The 17,584-nt window shown below is 66.0% G+C and carries 14 protein-coding genes; 8 read left to right on the top strand and 6 right to left on the bottom strand.

Going from position 1 to position 17,584, the window contains the following annotated elements:
• Positions 1-804 precede the first annotated feature (804 nt).
• The 4 genes from QX094_RS06400 to QX094_RS06385 all read left to right on the top strand — a co-directional run bounded on the left by QX094_RS06400 (position 805) and on the right by QX094_RS06385 (position 4,775).
• Positions 805-1,083: a PepSY domain-containing protein gene (locus QX094_RS06400; RefSeq protein ID WP_315716492.1), complete on the top strand. Its 279-nt coding sequence runs from the start codon at positions 805-807 to the stop codon at positions 1,081-1,083.
• 10 nt (positions 1,084-1,093) lie between these two features.
• A complete protein-coding gene (locus QX094_RS06395; RefSeq protein WP_316186068.1) occupies positions 1,094-1,873 on the top strand; it encodes a cytochrome b/b6 domain-containing protein in 780 nt (259 codons plus the stop codon).
• A gap of 615 nt (positions 1,874-2,488) precedes the next feature.
• Entirely contained in the window at positions 2,489-2,830 is a 342-nt protein-coding gene (locus tag QX094_RS06390; protein ID WP_315716494.1) for a cupredoxin domain-containing protein, read from the top strand.
• A gap of 88 nt (positions 2,831-2,918) precedes the next feature.
• Complete coding sequence (locus tag QX094_RS06385) at positions 2,919-4,775, top strand: outer membrane beta-barrel protein (protein ID WP_316187680.1); 1,857 nt, start codon at positions 2,919-2,921, stop codon at positions 4,773-4,775.
• Positions 4,776-5,127: 352 nt separating this feature from the next.
• Here the strand turns inward: QX094_RS06385 and QX094_RS06380 are convergent, their stop codons facing one another.
• From QX094_RS06380 to QX094_RS06355, 6 genes are all read right to left on the bottom strand, one after another.
• Positions 5,128-5,916, bottom strand: a complete 789-nt coding sequence (locus QX094_RS06380; protein ID WP_315753745.1) for a TonB family protein — start codon at positions 5,914-5,916, stop codon at positions 5,128-5,130.
• 26 nt (positions 5,917-5,942) lie between these two features.
• Positions 5,943-6,392, bottom strand: a complete 450-nt coding sequence (exbD, locus tag QX094_RS06375; protein ID WP_316186069.1) for a TonB system transport protein ExbD — start codon at positions 6,390-6,392, stop codon at positions 5,943-5,945.
• A gap of 4 nt (positions 6,393-6,396) precedes the next feature.
• Positions 6,397-7,686 carry a tonB-system energizer ExbB gene (gene exbB, locus QX094_RS06370; protein ID WP_316186070.1) on the bottom strand — a complete coding sequence of 430 codons (1,290 nt, stop codon included), beginning with the start codon at positions 7,684-7,686 and terminating at the stop codon, positions 6,397-6,399.
• A 953-nt stretch (positions 7,687-8,639) separates the two neighbouring features.
• On the bottom strand, positions 8,640-9,329 hold the full coding sequence (locus tag QX094_RS06365; protein WP_315716500.1) for a Fe2+-dependent dioxygenase: 690 nt from the start codon (positions 9,327-9,329) through the stop codon (positions 8,640-8,642).
• 40 nt (positions 9,330-9,369) lie between these two features.
• Positions 9,370-11,901 carry a TonB-dependent receptor gene (locus QX094_RS06360; protein ID WP_316186071.1) on the bottom strand — a complete coding sequence of 844 codons (2,532 nt, stop codon included), beginning with the start codon at positions 11,899-11,901 and terminating at the stop codon, positions 9,370-9,372.
• A gap of 563 nt (positions 11,902-12,464) precedes the next feature.
• A complete protein-coding gene (locus QX094_RS06355) occupies positions 12,465-13,598 on the bottom strand; it encodes a ring-opening amidohydrolase (RefSeq protein ID WP_316187679.1) in 1,134 nt (377 codons plus the stop codon).
• 86 nt (positions 13,599-13,684) lie between these two features.
• Here QX094_RS06355 and QX094_RS06350 point away from each other — a divergent pair, with 86 nt between their 5' ends.
• From QX094_RS06350 to QX094_RS06335, 4 genes are all read left to right on the top strand, one after another.
• Positions 13,685-14,488: an MBL fold metallo-hydrolase gene (locus QX094_RS06350; RefSeq protein WP_315753736.1), complete on the top strand. Its 804-nt coding sequence runs from the start codon at positions 13,685-13,687 to the stop codon at positions 14,486-14,488.
• Positions 14,489-14,615: 127 nt separating this feature from the next.
• The gene (locus QX094_RS06345; protein ID WP_315753734.1) at positions 14,616-16,316 is read left to right on the top strand and encodes a hypothetical protein; all 1,701 of its coding nucleotides are present in this window, start codon (positions 14,616-14,618) and stop codon (positions 16,314-16,316) included.
• Between the two features lie 120 nt (positions 16,317-16,436).
• Positions 16,437-16,925 (top strand): DUF427 domain-containing protein, encoded by a 489-nt coding sequence (locus QX094_RS06340; protein WP_315753732.1) that lies wholly within the window; start codon positions 16,437-16,439, stop codon positions 16,923-16,925.
• A gap of 152 nt (positions 16,926-17,077) precedes the next feature.
• A complete protein-coding gene (locus tag QX094_RS06335; RefSeq protein ID WP_315753730.1) occupies positions 17,078-17,560 on the top strand; it encodes a hypothetical protein in 483 nt (160 codons plus the stop codon).
• Positions 17,561-17,584: the final 24 nt, after the last annotated feature.

Below are 17,584 nucleotides of genomic sequence, written 5' to 3'. Positions count from 1 at the left end.
ACGCATGTCGAAATCCGCGCCAGGGCTCGCGAGGCATGCGCCGCACTGGGCGGCGCAAGCGCACCTCACCCGGCAAATGGCCGCTCGTCCTGGCGCGCGTCCATGGCAGATCCCGACGCAAAAGGGGACGTCGTTGCCGAGGCATCTGACACGTCGTTTTCCTGCAGCGACTCGCCATCCTGGTCGGCAGTCCGTGTCGGCAAGGGCATCGCCCGCGCCCAGGATCAGGATGGCTGCGCCGTTGTCCGCACGGATGTGCGTTTGACGGCCGGACGATGCGTGCGCAAGCAGCCGCATCGTCATCATCCACCATCGATCTCGATCCGGTCGTGCGAACGATGGCGACGCTCAAAAAAAAATTCTGAGGCTTAAGGTCGCAGCCTTGTAGCTGTCGGTTCCTTTCTCGCCTCACCATGGTCACAGCGGCAATCGGGCAGGAGTGTGGTCCCGCACACAGCGCCGGCCACGCCTTGTGCGGGAGCAAAGCGCATGCGCCTCGCGATGATGCTGCTACATCCCTGCGAATCAATATCAGTTGCAATGCGCGGGGAACCGCGCGCGTTGTCGAGTCCTGAAAAGATCAGCAGCCTGCCGACACGGTTCAATCCTGACGGGACCGCATGTGAGTTCGCATCTCAGCGACATTGCGGCCGGATGCGGAACGTTTCGAGCCGCGCCTGCGTGATCGAGGCCATCCGCCGCGGCTGATGATGTCCAAGTTTCGTTGAAATCTCCTCCCCTTTGTAGCCTGCGCATCGAGCGCTGTTGGCGCCGATGGCGCAGTCTTCGAGGAGGGATTTGATTATGAAGGTCATCAAGCTGATGGGCGTGGTCTTGGCGGCGGGTCTGGCGTCGGGCTCCGCAGCGCTCGCCGACGGCTACAAGGATTGCACCAAGCTCGACAAGGCGTCGTGGAAGACCACCGCCGAGGCCGAGGCAAAGGCGAAGGCCGCGGGCTACGAGGTTCGACAGACCAAGATCGAGGGCACCTGCTACGAGGTCTACGGCGTTAAGGGCGGTAAGCTCTATGAGCTGTTCTACAGCCCCGAAGACCTCGCGCTGAAGCACACCAAGGCGAAGTGATCTGATGGTCATGCGTGACGCAGGCCAGGCACAGCGGAGCGTCTTCTCCGAGACGCCGGCGAACTCGGGTTCGGGGACCGTAGTGGTCTGGGATTTTCCGCTGCGCGTCTGGCACTGGTCGCTCGCGGCCTTCGTGCTCGTCGCCTGCGTCACGCCCAACACGTTCGATCGCCTGCATCGCCTGGCGGGCTATGCCGTCATCGGTCTTCTCGCCTTCAGGCTGATCTGGGGACTGATCGGCAGCCGTCATTCGCTGTTTGCGCGGATCAGCCTCAAGCTGCGGGCGGCGCCTCAGTACATCGTGGGCATGTTGCGCGGAGAGACGGGACGCTATCTGGGCCTGAACCCGGCAGGGGCCGCGATGCTGGTCGTGATGCTTGCGCTTCTGATCGTCTCGACCATCAGCGGCGTCATGCAGGTCTCGATCCGGTTCTTCGGCGTCGGCTGGATCGAGCAGGCGCATGCGCTGTCGTCCAATGCCATCATCGCCCTGATCGCCGTGCATGTGCTCGGCACGGTGTGGATGAGCGTGCTGCAGCGGGAGAATTTGATGCGCGCGATGGTGACGGGACGCAAGCGCGTGCCTGGCATCATGCGCGCCGCGCCTGCGGTGGCGCGCAGCGTCGCACGCCAGAGCCCGGAGCCCGAGCCGATGGCGGACGAGGAGCACGTATCCGTTGTACCCGATCTGCCGCCCCTGCGCGTGAATCCGGCCCCCGGCACCGCGAAGCCTGCGCGTATGCCGCGATCCCTCAGCATTCACGACAGGCGGCTGGGGGTCGGCAGGTGAGACGGCGGGCATCGGTCGTGTGCGCTCGCCGGCGATATGTGCGTGCAGGCCCGCGCCTGATTTCATTTCTAGTGCGCGCAAGGCTTGTCCGCGCACGGCTCGAGCTGGATGGGCGCACACGCATATTGCGGTCCATGCCGCGTGAGACCAGCACGAGCGTGTCCCTTCGTGCATCTCGCTCGCACTCGTCTCGATGAGCGGGCGCATGAGGATCATGCATGTGCTGTGCGCAGCGTAGGCGGTCGATCGTGAGTCTCGTGTGGTTCGCGGCGCGCGACGGCGCTGCATGACCTGTCGTGTCTCATATCAGCACAGATGCGAACTAAGGCGATTGTGCTGCTACCGACCGCAGTGACCGCTGATTTTCGTCGTTGTCATTCGGCGCTGTGCATCGGCGATGCTCGAGCCCGCGCGTTTGCGCGGCGACTTGACGCCGTACAACTAATAAATTCGCGCGCTTTGTCGCACACACAGATGTTGTCAAATTTCGACACGGCAAATTGCCGCATTCGGGACTTTATAGTCGTTCTATGAAGTGTCGAAGACTCGTCGAAACAGGCGAGCGCTGGAAGACGTTCGGCACATTCGGGTGAATTCGGGACAGGGACATACAGCATGAATCTCTTTGGGAAGGTACAGGCAGCAGGAGCCGCCGTGCTGTTGATCGCGGCGTTCGCGCTGCCGGCAGGGGCGGCTGAGACGACCATCGAGATATCGGTCAAGGACAACAAGTTTCAGCCGGCGGAGATGAAGGCGCCGGCCAACACGCCGATCGTGTTCAAGGTCAAGAATCTGGATGGCGCGCCGGTCGAGTTCGAGAGCGAGCCCCTGGAGTTCGAGACGGTGATCAAGCCCAACATGGAAGGCGTCGTGAAGGTCAAGGCGCAGAAGCCGGGACGCTACGAATTCTTCGACGACTTCCATCAGGGCAACAAGGGCGCGCTGATCATCGAGTGATCCGACCTTCGACGCCGTGATGCCGGGATGCGTCACGCCGCGGGCGCCGCGCTTCGCAGGTTGCCGAACTCGACGGAGACGAGGCTCTTTGGAACGGGCAGCACGAGAGACGGTCGCTTCCAGACGTGGCATCGGTCGCGACGTCTCACGGTGCCAGGAGGAGACGGTTGCGATCACCGTGCTGCTCGTGACGCTGTTCGGAGTCGCGCCGTCCTACGGTCAGACCGTCACGCCGGGGAGCCAGGTCAGGGCCTATGCAGATCCGGGGACCACCGACGCCGGACCGGTGGTGGTCGTACCCAATCGCCGCCGCCAGCCGGTGAGGCCGGCGAACAGCAATGGACCGCTGGTCATTCCGCAGGTGATCGTTTCGCCGGGCGGGGTCGAGCCGGAGCCGAAGGCGGCCACGCAGGTGGACGAGGCTCCACCGCCGCGGCCGCGGTCTCCGATCGATGCGGGCGCGGGCGCGCTCCCGCAGGCCGCGCGCCGCGAGCCGGCGCCGCGTCTGGCTCCGGTTCGAAACGGCTTTTTCGGTGCACCGTCCGCCGGCCTCCTGGTCGGCGGCTGCCTGTCGACGCCGGGCCGGCTGTCGGTCACGAACGTGCCCAATCGCTGCCTGGACGCGCTGGCGTTCGCCGTCAGTCCGCCGCCGGCCACGCGTGGCGTGCTGCCGCGCAACCTGCCGCCGATTCCGCGACAGGATGCGCAGCCGATTCCGCCCGTTCTGGCGGACAAGCCCAAGATGCGGCTGCCGCCGGTGAACAAGGGGCAGAAGCCGCAGGAGCAGCCGCAGCCGCCGATGATGGCGGAAGACCCCTATGAGCCCAAGGGCATCACGGTGGGAAACTTCATCCTGAAGCCTGCGTTCGAAATGTCCTCAGGCTTCGACAGCAATCCCGGCCGTGTGCCGCAAGGCAAGGGCTCGGCCTTCGTCAGCGTTGCGCCGGTCCTGCTCGTGCGCTCTCAGTTCGAGCGGCATCTGCTCAACGCCGATGTGCGCGTCGGCTACATCGACTATGCGAAGCTCCGGCAGCTCAGCAGGCCTACCGTCGACGCCAAGGTGAATGGGCGCTACGACATCACCGATACGTTTGCGCTCAACGGCGAGGGCCACGTTGCCGTCGATGCCGATGATCCCGGCACGCCGCGCTTCGCCGGCCGGTTCGCCAGGATTCCGCTCGCCTCCACCGTCGGCGGCTCGGCGGGCGTCACCAAGCGGTTCGAGGAGGTCGAGGTCTCGACCAAGGCCGCCATCGACCGCGTCGCGTTCCAGAACGCGCCGCTCGTCGACGGCCAGATCGTCAGCAATGCCGATCGCAACTTCGTCCAATACGGCTCGCAGAGCCGCATCACCTACAATCTGACGCCGGAGATCCGTCCCTTCGTCGACGTCGCCGTCGATCGCCGCGTTCACGACATCGCGGTCGATGCCGAAGGCTTCCGCCGCGACTCCACCGGGACGGCGGTCGAGGCCGGCGTGACCTTCAACTACGCCGACAAGCTGACAGGCGACGTCGCCGTCGGCTATCTGACGCGCCGCTATCAGGATCCGATGCTCAAGCCGGTCAACGGTCTCATTGCCGACGCCAATCTGACATGGCAGTTCGCCAAGGAGACGGCGATCGCGCTGGGGGCCAAGTCGCAGGTGGTGGAGATCACCGAGCCCGGCATTTCCGGCGTGCTCAAGCGCGACGTCACCGTCGGCATCGAGCATCAGTTCGAGCCCTGGCTCGTCGGCACGTTCCTCGCCGGCTATGGCGAGGACGCGTTCACCGGTACGACGCGGGTCGACAACCGCTATCTGGTCGAGCTCGGCATGCTCTACAAGTTCTCACGCCTGCTGCAGCTCAGGGCCAGCGTCCGGCGCGAGGAGACGCGCTCCAACTTCCGCGAAAACAATCTGTCGGCGACCGTGGTGCAGGTCGGCGCGCGGGTACAGTACTAGACGAACGTTTCCATCCAATCGGCACGCGTGGTGGGCTGAGCCCCCCGCAGTCTCCAACGCTGTCGTGCCTCGCGAAAGCGGGGCATCCAGTACTTCCGTGGCGGCAGATGCCGAACCGAAACGTCACGGCGTACTGGATCGTCCGCCTCGGACGATGACAGCGAGGATACCCATCTCCGAATATGAGAGGAGACTTTGGAAAAGGTCGTCTCGCGGGAATTCCGGCCGGATACGGAAAGGTCTCGCGTTCCTTCGTCCGCGCGACCTAGGCCCAGCAGACGCAAAAAGCAGCGCTCGCGCCATTGCGAACGCTGCCAAGTCTTCAAGATACACGCGTCGAACGACGCACGGTCTACTTCTTCTGGTTGAAGTTCACGTCGAGGCTGAAGCTGAACTGATCGTCCGTCAGTCCGGACGGCGGCGCAGGCACAGGGTCGGAGCGGCGGATCATCGCCAGCGCGGCATCGTCGAACATCGAGTCGCCGGACGACTGCATGACGGACGCAGACACCACCTTGCCGGCCCGGCTCAGCACCAGCGCCACCTTGACCGTGCCATTGTGCTTCTTGCCTTCCGGATAGCGCTTGTGCAGCTCGAAATAGGCGCTGATCTTTCGGCCCCAATCGTTGGTCAGCTTCTGCTTGTCCTTGCCCATTCCCGGATTGGGGGCCTTGGCTGTCTCGGCCGGCGGCGCGGCCTCGTCCAGCGCCTTGCGGGCCGATTCTTCCTGCGCAGCAGATGCGACCGACGCCTCGGCCTGCTGGGTTGCCTGCTGCTGTTCCTCCTTCTCCGGCTTCTTGGGATCGTTCTGCGTGACGACCCGATCGGCCTCCTCCTCTGTCTCGGTCGGCTTGTCCTTGACGGCGTCGGACTCCTTGACTTCGGCGGTCTGCTGCATCTGCTCCGGCGCAGCTTCGGCCGCGTCGCTGTCGGGACCCGGCGGAAGATCGTTGTCCTCGACCTGGGGCGAGGCGATCTCGAGCGCGAATTCGGCGCCGGCCGCGCCGAGACCGCCGTCCGCGTCATTGCCGCTGAGATGGACGACCGCGAGCGCGGCGCCGCCACCGTGCAGCATGAGGGCGCCGATCGCGGCTGAGATCCACAAGCGGCGCGACGCTCCCTGATACTTGTGTTCGACCATTCTTCAGTTCCGTCGTTTCACTGGTTTCAATGTGCAGCCTGGGCGGCGGCCTGTGAGACGCCTTCGACAGTCACGAGCTTGATCTTCGGATAGCCGCCGGTCCGCAGCAGCTCCATCACGTCCATCAGATCTCCATACGCCACGCCCCGGTCGGCGCGCAGGAAGATGAACTTGTCCTTCGCCGCCTCGGGGATGTGCTCGAGCGTGCTCACCAGGCTCGCCCGTTTCACCGGCTCCTCGCCGACGAACAGCGTCAGATCCGGCTTGATGCTGACATAGATCGGCTTGTCCGGCTTCTTCTGCGGCGTGGCCGTCGATGTCGGGAGATCGACCGGCACGTCGACCGTCGACAGCGGCGCCGCCACCATGAAGATGATCAGCAGCACCAGGATCACGTCGATGAAGGGCGTGACGTTGATGTCGCTCGTCTCGCCGAGATCATCGTCGCCATCGCCTTCCGAGAGAGAGACGGCCATGGAGCTACTCCGCCGCCAGCGCCATCGGAGGCGCAGAGTGGACGTGGATCGGCTCGAAGCGCTCGCCGTGATGGCTGCTGTGGTGGCTCTGGCCGCGATCCAGATCGCGCGACAACATCCGGGCGGTGGCGCCGGAGGACCGGTTCACGAGCTCCATGTAGCCCTTCGTCACCCGTGTGAAGTGATTGTAGATGATCACGGCCGGGATCGCGGCGACGAGGCCGATGGCGGTTGCGAGAAGCGCTTCGGCGATGCCGGGCGCGACGACGGCGAGGTTCGTGGTCTGCGACTTCGAGATGCCGATGAAGCTGTTCATGATGCCCCAGACCGTGCCGAACAGGCCGACGAAGGGCGAGATCGAGCCGATCGTGGCGAGCAGGCCCATGCCGGTCCGGCAACGCCGGCCCTCGGCACGTACGATCTCGGAGAAGCTCGACGCGGCGCGCTCGTTGACGCCGTGAGACGGCAGTTCGGACGACATTCTGATCTCGTGCATGGCGGCGTCGATCAGAGCCGTCAGCACGTTCTGGCGTGATCCCAGCGCGAGCTTGGCTTCCGACAGCCAGCGTACGTCGTCGACCTTGCGCAGCGCGCCGCTCAGCTTCCGGCGCAGGATGGAGAACTCGATGGTCTTGGCGATGAAGACGGTCCAGGTCGCAAGCGAGGCGAGCGCGAGCCCCATCATGACCGACTTCACGAGAATGTCGGCGGCTAGGAACATCGACCATGGCGACAGATCATGCGGCACGTGTGATGCCGCTTGCGCACCGCCTTGTGCCGCGCCCTGGGCCGGCTTCTCTGCCTGGTCCTTCGCCTTGTCGCCCGCTGCCGTGTCCGTGACGGCTTCGGTCGCGGTCGACGGTTGGGTGTCGTTCGTTGCGGCGGCCGGTGCCTGGTTCGTTGCACCAGCTTGCGGCGTGGTCGCGGCCGGAGCCGGCGAAGGCGCGGCCGCCTGCGCCGTGGGCGCGGGCTGGGCAACGGCGGGGGCTGTCTGCGCCTGTCCGACGGTCATCGGCTTCGGAGCCCCGCCCTGAGCTTGAGCTGCGTGCGCGACGGGAGCCGGCGCACTGGCGGCGTTGGCGAGCGCAGCTGCAGGCGCCTGCGTGGCGGCCGCCGTCGTCGGAGCCTGAACGGATTTCGCGCCGGTCGGAGTCGTCGGACTCGGTGCTGTGGTCTGCGGGGCGGTGGCAGCCTGGCCAGGTCTCGGCGACGTGGCCGGCTGCTCGGCATGCGCCATGGCGCCGGCCGAAACGGCTGCGATCACCGCTCCTACATGAAGAACGATCCTGAACATGTTGCTGCGTACCCCTTGGTAGTTATCTTCTCTGTAATGCTTCTAGTCGTAACCCGGCTGTTTTGAGACGGCGCGTTGACTCAAAGCGGGAACATCAATGTCGGCAGTCACTCCGGTAAGTGCGATGCCAGATGAAAAATCGAATCGTGTGATCTGCGTAAGAGCTCGCGATGCTGCCCATCGCGTCATAACTCCCTGAAAGTCCTGACCTGGGGCGCGACGAGCCGTGCACGGTTCCGCCAACGCGGCTGCCTGTCACGCAAATGCCGCCGTTCGGTCTTCCATCAATTCTAATTAGTCGGCGCCGGCGTGATGGTCCCGTTCGGTGGGCGCGAGGGCATCACGCGCGTTCTTCGAGACGTGATGCCGCCGGAAAGGGCTCGAAGGCGTCGAGATCCGAATCAGGGTGCGGTGGAATCAGGTTTGTTTGAAAAAACGGGCCCCGCGCGATCTGGTCAAGCCGCGAGCGGTGGCTGAAGTTCGCGAATCGCACACGCTTGCCGGCGTAGCAAGATCGTGCTGCTCGCAAGCGGCGGTCTGCCGGCAGTCAAGGACGTGTGACAGCTCAAGGAAGAGACAGGCGGCCGCTTGTGAGATTGGACGGTGGTCCATCGCGAAGGCTGAGAACGGCTCCGCAGCGATGTGGTCATCGTCCGAACGAATGAGCCGGGCTGCATGTGTGCAACCCGGCTCGTAGACGATCGAAAACAACGTGAGCATGGCGACCGAAGGCGGATATTGAGACGCGCGTTTCCTTGGAAGCAGCGGTCGATGCCGGGTCTATCGCTTGCCATCTCGACCGCTGTCATGCTCCGCGAAGGCGGTGCATCCAGCAATCCGCGAAGATGATGAACCGAGATGTCACGGCGTACCAGATCGTCCGCGTTCGCGGACGATGACAGTGAGGGTCTACATATCTGCATCAATAGGGCTGGAACGTTGAAAACGGTCGTCTAGTTCTCGGCCCAGTAGCGGATCAGGTTGTGATAGAGGCCGGTCAGCCGCACCATCTCCGGATCGTCGCGTCCCATCCGCTGCGACAATCCCTGGATCGTCGTGTCGAGATCGAAGATCATGCTGCGCGCGAGGGGATCGCGGATCATGCTCTGCAGCCAGAAGAACGAGGCGACGCGGACGCCGCGCGTCACCGGGGTGACCATATGCAGGCTCGAGGCGGGATACAGCACGAGGTCGCCGGCCGGCAGCTTGACCTCGTGCGAGCCGTACAGATCCTCGATCACCAGCTCGCCGCCGTCGTAATCCTCCGGCTCGGACAGAAACAGCGTGACCGAAAGGTCGGTGCGAATGCGCAGGCCGGTGAGCTTGTCGCCGCGGACCGCGTTGTCGACGTGGATGCCGAAATGGTGGCCCGACTCCGCGCTGTAGCGGTTGAACAGCGGCGGGAAGATCTGCTGCGGGATGGCTGCGGCGAGAAAGCGCGGATTGGCGGTCATCGCCGAAATGATGCGGTGGCCGAGCTTGCGCGCCACCTCGCTGTCGGGCGGCAACTGCTCGTTGCGCTTGACCATGGCCGACTGGGCGCCGGCCGTCGAGCGACCGTCCTCCCAGTCGCTGTCGTCCATGATGTGGCGGAAGTCCGCCACATCGTCTTTGCTCAGAACTCCGGGGACACAGATCAGCATGAACTCATCACTTGATGTATGCCCAGGTTTGGGTGTGCGATCAGAAACGCCCGGACAGGACGATCGACGCGCTTCGTCCCGGACCGACGAGCACGAACGGGGTGGCACTCTGATAGAGAGCGTCATAGTAGAGCTTGTCGAAGATGTTGGCAACAAACAGCTTCGCCGTCCAGTTCTTGTCGAGCTTGGCTTCCGCGAACGCATCGAAGCGCCAGTAGCTCGGCAGCTCCGTGCCCTGGTTCGCCGCCAGCCAGGTGCCGCCGAAGATCTTCGAGCGGTACACCGCCTGGCCGCCGATCTCCCAGGTGTCGTTGATCTGGTACTTCGTCAGCAGGCTGAACGACTGGTGCGCGGTGTTGGCGAGCTGCAGGCCGACATTGCTGGTGAACAGCGCGGTGTTGGCTGGCGGGATGTTCGACTTCGTCACCTCGGACTGCATCAGCACGATGCCGCCGAAGATGCTCCATTTGTCGGTCAGCTTGCCGCCCGCCTGCAGGTCGATGCCGCGGATGCGGTAGGCGGCACCGGCCGAGAGACACGGCACGGAGCCGATGGTGCCTGCCGGATACGGGCAGTCCGCGGTGGCCTGCGCGGCGCTGGTGATGTTGCGTGACTCGCGGGCGTTCTCCTTCTCGGTCTGGAACAGCGCTCCGGTGACCAGCAGGCGACCGTCGAGCAGCTCCCACTTGGTGCCGATCTCGATCGAGGTGTTCTTCTCGGGCCCGAAGATCTGGTTGGCGCCGCCATTGGTGACCGCCGACAGGCCGCCATATTGCGGGCTGAGGCCGTCGAACTCCGCGCCGACCGGATTCGACGAGGTGGCGTAGGCCGCATAGAAGCTGGCGTAGGGCACCGGCTTCAAGGTCATGCCGACGTTGAAGTTCGGCATGCCGCTGGAGGCCGCCGTCGAACCCGGCGTGTTGGCGACGCCGTTGACGGTGCCGAAGCCGTCGACCCGGACGTCGTATTTGTCGTAGCGCACGCCGCCGTTGAGGATGACGAGATCGCGGTAGTTGACGCTGTCGAGCGCGTAGACGCTCGCCGAGTCGATCTTCACGTTCGTCGGGAATTGTCCCAGCGACGGAATGCCGAACGGTAGGTTGGTGAACTGCGGGTTGAACACGCTCACGCCCGAGAGCGAGCCGCTGCCCGCGAACGCCAGGCCCTGCTGCTCGGATGTCAACCCGGTGTAGCTGTTGATGCGCGCCTTTTCCTGCGAGACTTCGAGCCCCGCGAGCACGGTGTGCCTGAAGTTGCCGGTATCGAACTTGTAGGTCGCCTCGAGCTGGTTGGCGAGCACGTCGGTCTGCTGGAAGCGGCTCTGCGGATTGGCCCGGATCGTCGAATTCGACAGCGGGTTGGTGAGCGTCGGGCCTTCCGGCAGCGTGCCGATGTAGTTCAGGGTCGAGCGCGACACCCGGATCTTGTCGGAGATAGTCAGGTCTGGAGTGACCTTCACCTCGGCATTGAACGTACCGATGTCCTGTCCGACACGCGAGAAGTCGCGGTTGACGAAGCCATACCAGGCGTTGCGCGGCGAGCCGACCTCGGGGAATGGCGCGCCGGCGGTGAGCGTGCTCGGCCGATAGTAGGGCACGCCGAAGTCCGGACGGCCGGTCACCTCGTTGTGGATGTAGTTGGCGGACAGGGTCACGGTGTCCAGCGGCGTCCACTTGGTGGCGACGAAGCCGCCGTTGCGGTTGTCGGTGACGTAGTCGCGGCCGGCCACGCCGGCATCCTGGAACAGGCCGCCGACGCGGGCAGCGAAGGTCGGCGTGATCTTCTGGTTGACGTCGATCACCACGCGCTTGGTCCTGTCGGTGCCGAGCGTGGTGTCCATGTTGTAGAAGCTGTTCTCGGTCGTGGCCTGCTTGGTCACGATGTTGATCGCGCCGCCGGTGGTGCCGCGGCCGGCGAAGGACGACGCCGGGCCGCGCAGGATCTCGACCTGCTCGGTGAAGAAGTTCTCACGCACGGAGACGCCGGCGTCACGCACGCCGTCGATGAAGACGTCGTTGCGGGCGTCGAAGCCGCGGATGAAGAAGCGGTCGCCGAACGCGTTGCCGCCTTCGCCGGTGCCGAGCGTCACGCCGGCGGTGGAGAGCACCGCGGATTTGAGGCTGGTGGAGTTCTTGTCCGCCAGGATCTCCTTGCTCAGGACGGTGACGGTCTTCGGCGTGTTGAGCAGCTTCTCCGGAAACTTGCCGGAGGCCTGCAGCCGCTCGCCCTTGTAGTCGGAGGCGGGGCTGGAATAGGGGTTGCGGTCGGGCGGCAGATTGCTCTTCGGCGCCGCGGCCTGTTGCTGTTGTTGCTGGCGGGCGGCGCGGCGCATCGCGTCGCGGGCGCGGACCTGGTCCGCGGTCGGGCGCGAGGCGGCCGGCTTGGGGCGCGCCACCGGGGCTTCGACGGTGACGGACGGCAGCGGCGCCTGTTGGGCTTCGGCACCGGAGAACGAGGCAACCGCGATCAGGCTCGCGACTGCCGAGACTTTCACACCGGAAATCTCGGGAGATGGATCCCACTCGTGTCCGCTTGCCCCTCGCAAGCTCCTTGGAAAGACTGCCTTACCCATACTCGACCACCCCATTCGTTACGCAAAACTTTGACTTGGGTTCGTTTCAACGCCCGCAACCGGCGCGCGCTTGTTGCGAATGCAAGTCAAGAAGCGGGGGAAAGCGGCCCAAAGCTGGTTCCGCCGGTGGCCGGAATGCGAAAAGTTTCCATCCATTTCTGAGAATAAGAGTTGTTTGCAGACTGTCGCCCCGTAGCAACAGTTGAAACCTCCTGGTTGAACCGATCTCCGTCATTCAATTGCTGATGAGAGAATTGGTGGTCTTTCACGTCGTCTCGCGAGGTGGATCGTTCGCTTGACGATCACTTCGGTCGATCTTCGGTTCGAGCTGCTCCCCGCCGCGTCGCGAGATGCGGCGGGAATCTGGCAAATCTGTTGCCTGATCGGGGCGCGTGTGCGGCTCGGAACTTCGCCGTGGTGATCAGGTAGAACGCGGCGCCCGGAGCGATCTGGGTGAACGGGACGTTGCCGCGGTGGCAGGTGTCGGAATGGAGCGGTTGGTGAGGTTCCGAGCGTAGACCTTCATGCGGGGGCCGGCATCTGCAGCGGTCTCGACCGTGAGATCAGCGGCGCTCGGCGATGATCGCGACCGGCCCGCCGCCGTCGGGACCCTGATGCTCGGCGCCGCCTGAGACGAACAGGTCGGTGAAGCCGAACAGCCCGGCCAGCGCGCCGCCGACGAAGGCGCGGGCATGGCGGGTCGAGGAGACGTCGCTGTCATCCAGCATGGTATGCCGCTGGCCGCGCAGCCGGCCGCTCTGCGCCGCCTCCGCCTTCGCGAGCACCGCGGCGATGCGGCTGCGATCGGCCGCCGCCACCTGGCCCGGCACGTTCAGGCCGAGCCGGGCGAGCGCCTGCCGGGCCGGCTCGATGTCGATGGCATCGCCCATGACGGCATGATCGATCGCGAGCGGCCCGCTCCACGTGGCCGACATGCCGGCCACCATGATCTCGTGGTCGAGCAGCTCGACGCCGCCCGAGGTGGCCGCGCGCGCGCTGTAGCGCGAGACGTCGGCGCAGATCGTCGCGTCGGAGACATCGGCGGCGGCGAGCTCGCCGAGCGCGATCGCGACACCCAGCGCCGAGGCGCCGCGCGAGAAGCCCATCGATTTCAGCGTATCGCGCACGGCGGTGCGCTGTCCCCGGGCCTCGACCGCCTCGATGCGCTCCATCGTCAGCAGCGGGCATTTCACCTGCACATAATGGACGTCGGAAGGATCGCTGATACCGGCGTCGGTCATTGCCGCGCGCACGCCGGCGGCCACGAGCTCGACCTGCGGCATGCGGCCGAGATGCTCGCCCGGCAGCGCCGGCGTGCGCGCGCGCCCCAGCGCCAGCGATGCCGGGAAAGCGCGCGGCGCCGCGGCGTCATCCCCGTCGCGTGCCTCGAACACGATCATGTGCGGCGACAGCGCGCCCTCGGTGCCGCCCGACATCACCATCGCGATCTGCCGCACGGCGTCGGCTGCGAGATAGCGGCCGAGCAGCGTCTCCAGCGAGCGCACGGCGAAGGCGCGGGTGAAGTCGTTGACGCAGCCATTGCCCTCGGTCTTGCCGAGAATGGCGACGATGCCGGCGGGATCGATCGCGCCTTGCGCGATTCCGGTCTCGAGCGCGCCGACATCGTCCGGGCTCCACGTAGGCGCGGCGCAGCGTGGTCGGCATGTCGAGAACTCCTGTCGGGCGTCCGGCGACACTAGGCAATCACGAAGCCGCGCGCGACGGTGTTCCGGGATGGTCCGCGTGCTATCCTCCGCAATCCCATCTCGACGACCGGTGATCCATGCCTCTCTGGACCTGCTTTCAATGCGGCGCGCAGTTTCCCGATACGAAGGCGCCGCCCGGCCATTGCGTCGTCTGCGAGGACGAGCGGCAATATGTGAATTGGAAGGGACAGAGCTTCCTCAGCCGCGACGACCTTGCTGGCCGGCATCAGGTCATCTGGCGCGAGGATGACGGGCTGACCGGCCTCGCTCTGGACCCGAGCTTTGCGATCGGCCAGCGCGCGCTGCTCGTTCCCGAGCCGGACGGCTGCGTGATGTGGGACTGCATTCCCTTGGCGACCGATGCGGCCATCTCCCGCGTCCGCTCATTGGGCGGCCTGAAGGCCATCGCGGTGTCGCATCCGCACTACTATGGCGCGGTCGCCGATTGGAGCGCCGCGTTCGGCAACGCGCCGGTCTATCTCCATGGCGACGACCGCGCCTTCGTCACCCGGCCGCATCCGGCGATCGTGCCATGGACGGGCGATCGCCTCGCCATCTCGGATGACGTCGTGCTGCTGCGGACCGGCGGGCATTTTGCCGGCGCCACCATCCTGCATTGGCGCAAAGGTGCCGGTGGCAAGGGCGCGCTGTTGACCGGTGACATCGCGATGGTGGCGATGGATCGCCGCCACGTCAGCTTCATGTACTCCTATCCGAACTACATCCCGCTCGGCGCGGCCGCCGTGCGCCGCATCGCCGATGCGGTCGCGCCGCTGGCCTTCGATCGCATCTACGGCGCCTGGTGGCAGAAGAATATCGCCGACGATGCGAAGGCGGCGTTCGATCGCTCGGTGCGGCGTTATCTTCAGGCGATCGCTTGAGCCGCCAGCTTTGCGGAATCCCCGTAAAGTAACGGGGCATTAGGCACAACCAGAAGGTTGTTTCAGGGCATCTTGCAGTCTTTGGTCGGATGGTATCGAAGTATCCCGGGCGGAATGGGGTACCTCAATGCATTTGCCATCGTGCTCGTCGGCGACCGGCGCCATCGTGCCGGCCGGGCTCCTCGTGCATTCAGACCTCCGATCAGCTCCCCATCATCCGGTGTCCGCCTCCAGCGCCGGCGACCTGTCCTGGCGCTGGATTCTGTTGGCGCTGGTGCTCGCCATCGTGCTCGCGGTGCCGTTCCTGCTGGTCGATGTCCCGCCGGTGCTCGACTATCCCAACCACCTCGCGCGGCTGTTCGTGCTGGCGCATCCCGACGATCCCGTGCTGTCGCAGATATACGCGCCGAATTGGCGCATCCTGCCCAATCTCGGCATGGACGTGATCGGCGTCGCGCTGCTGCGCGTCACCGACGTTCATGTCGGCGGCCGCATCCTGCTCGCGCTCAGCCTGTTCGCGCCGCTCGTCGGCGTCATCACCTATCACCGCGCGGTGTTCGGCCGGCTGTCGTTGTGGCCGCTGGCGGCCGGCATCGTCGCCTATGACGGCGTCTTCCTGCTCGGCTTCATGAATTTCCAGCTCTCGCTCGGCCTGGCCCTCGGCGGCGCCGCCGGCTGGGTGGCGCTGCGCCGTCGGGGCGGCTGGCTGCCCGCGATCGCCTGGGGCGCCATCGCCGCGGCGGCCGCCTTCCTCTGCCACATCTTCGGCCTGCTGTTCTTCGCGGTCCTGATCGGCGCCGGAGAGGCCGACCGGCTGTGGCGGCTGCGCCGGTCGCCGGTCCTGGCGCGGGAGTTCGCTGTCGCTGCCTGTGCGCTCGGAGTCACGCTCAGCCCGGCCGTGCTGCTCTATGGGCTCTGTCCGCTGGGCGAGGGTGGATTGCAACTCGGCGACTGGGACGGACCGCCGAAGCTGTGGCGCATCATGACGCCGTTCCTGACAACCAGCGCCGAGCTGACGATCATCACGACGGTCGTGGTGATGTCTGTGTTGGTCCTCGTCCGGCGCCAGCTCGTCGTCGCGCCGGGCGTTCCGCTGGCGCTGGCGGCGCTGTTCGTCGCCTTCGTCGCCGCGCCGTGGACGGCGCTGGGAGGAACGTTGATCGACATGCGCTTTGCCGCGATGTGCGGCCTGCTGCTGTTCGCCGGCTTGCAGCCGGTCGTGTCCGGCAGGAAGGCGGTGCTCGTCGGCATCGTCCTCTCGGGGCTGATGTTGATTCGGACCGCGGATATCGCATCGGCATGGATCGATCACAGGGTGGACCTCGCCGAACTGCGCGCGGCGATCGCGCATGTGCAGCCCGGCGCGCGCGTCATCGCCGCGCATGGCCACGAGCAGCCCGTCTCCAGCCGGCGCGAGCGGATCCTGCCCGGATTCCGCTACGTCGATTCCCATATGGCGGCGCTGCTCGTGATCGAGCGGCGGGCGTTCTGGCCGCTGATGTTCGCCCATCCGAACCAGCAGCCCATCACGGTCCGTCCCTCTTTCGCTCGTCTTGCGCAGCCGCTGGCCGAGCCCGCCGCGTGGCGCTGGCTGCAACCTGACACGCCGCCCGCCGACGTGTTGCCGCTCGCGCGCTATCTGGCCGGCTGGCGGTCGAACTTCGATGCTGTCCTGCTGCTCGACCCGCCAGTCCCTGAGCAGCCGGTCGCCGGACTCACGCCGCTCTATCTCGGCAGCTACATCCAACTGTTCCGCATCGGGCAGGGCACCGGCACCACCGCTGTGCAGGAGCCTCAGCCCGCTCCGCCGGCGGCCTCACCTTCGTGAAGCCGGAACGACGGCCGCCGCTCCCCATCCGTCTCCGGTGATCCCTTGTCGCCGTTCGGCCGTTGCCTTGCGCTGGCCGGGCGCTAGGCGCGGTCGGTGGCGCCACAACGGAGAAGCGACATGCAACGCATCGTGCCGGGGCCGGGCCAGGAATCGGTGTGGGACTATCCACGGCCGCCGCGGCTGGAGCGCTGCACGGCGCGGCTGCGCGTCGCATTTGCCGGCGTCACCATCGCCGACACGCAGGATGGCCATCGCGTGCTCGAGACCAGCCATCCTCCGGTCTACTACATCCCGCCGCAGCATGTCGCGATGCAGTGGCTGCGGCGCGCGCCCGGCCGGTCGTTCTGCGAGTTCAAGGGCGTCGCCGGCTACTGGACGCTGGAGGTCGGCGGCCGCGTGTCCGAGCAGGCCGCCTGGAGCTACGAGCAGCCGACGGCGCCATTCGCACCGATCGCGGGCCATCTGGCGTTCTATGCCTCGCGGGTCGAGGCCTGCTTCGTCGGCGACGAGCGCGTTGCCGCGCAACAGGGCGATTTCTACGGCGGCTGGATCACCTCTCGTGTCGTCGGACCGTTCAAGGGCGGGCCGGGTACGCGGCACTGGTAGACAGGCTCCCGTCCCGATGCATGATCCGGTCGCCGATCCTGATCGTAGGGATGAATGGTGACGGCAGCCTGCGCATGCAGCGCGGCCTGACTTGGCTGGGGCCGCAATCCCTGCCGGACCAGATCTCATCTTCACGACGCCGGGGGAATGCCATGCGACGGTTGATGAAGTTTCTGCACACGATGGGCGCGATCGGCATGATGGGCGCGATGGCCTGCCTCGTCGTGCTGCTCGGCCTCATCCCGCAGCCGTCGGTGTCGCTTGCGCACTATGCCGAGATGCGCGCGGCGATGGGCGCCATCGTGCGCTACGTGTTCTTCCCCTCGCTCGGCCTGACCCTGGTCGCCGGCCTGCTGGCGATCGCGATCAACCGCGCGCTGCACAGCGCCGGCTGGGCGCTCGCCAAGCTCGCTTCCGGCATCCTCGTCTTCGAATGGGGCTTTGCCGCCGTGCAGGGACCGATGCAGGAAGCCGCCGAGGAGGCCGCGCGCGCCGTCGCCGGCCAGATCGATCCGGCGACGCTTGCGCCCAACTTCGGCACCGAGCAGGGCGCCATCTGGGTCACGCTCGGCGTCGCCACCGTGAACGTCATCCTGGGCGTCTGGCGGCCGAAGTTTACCAACCTGCCTGATTGAGGAGACTGGGCGCTGGAGGCTGGT

Source organism: Bradyrhizobium sp. SZCCHNS1050, assembly GCF_032484785.1.
In the GTDB taxonomy this organism is placed as follows: domain Bacteria; phylum Pseudomonadota; class Alphaproteobacteria; order Rhizobiales; family Xanthobacteraceae; genus Bradyrhizobium.
The sequence above is the reverse complement of the archived record's forward strand: the minus strand, read 5'-3'. Positions and strand labels throughout refer to the sequence as shown.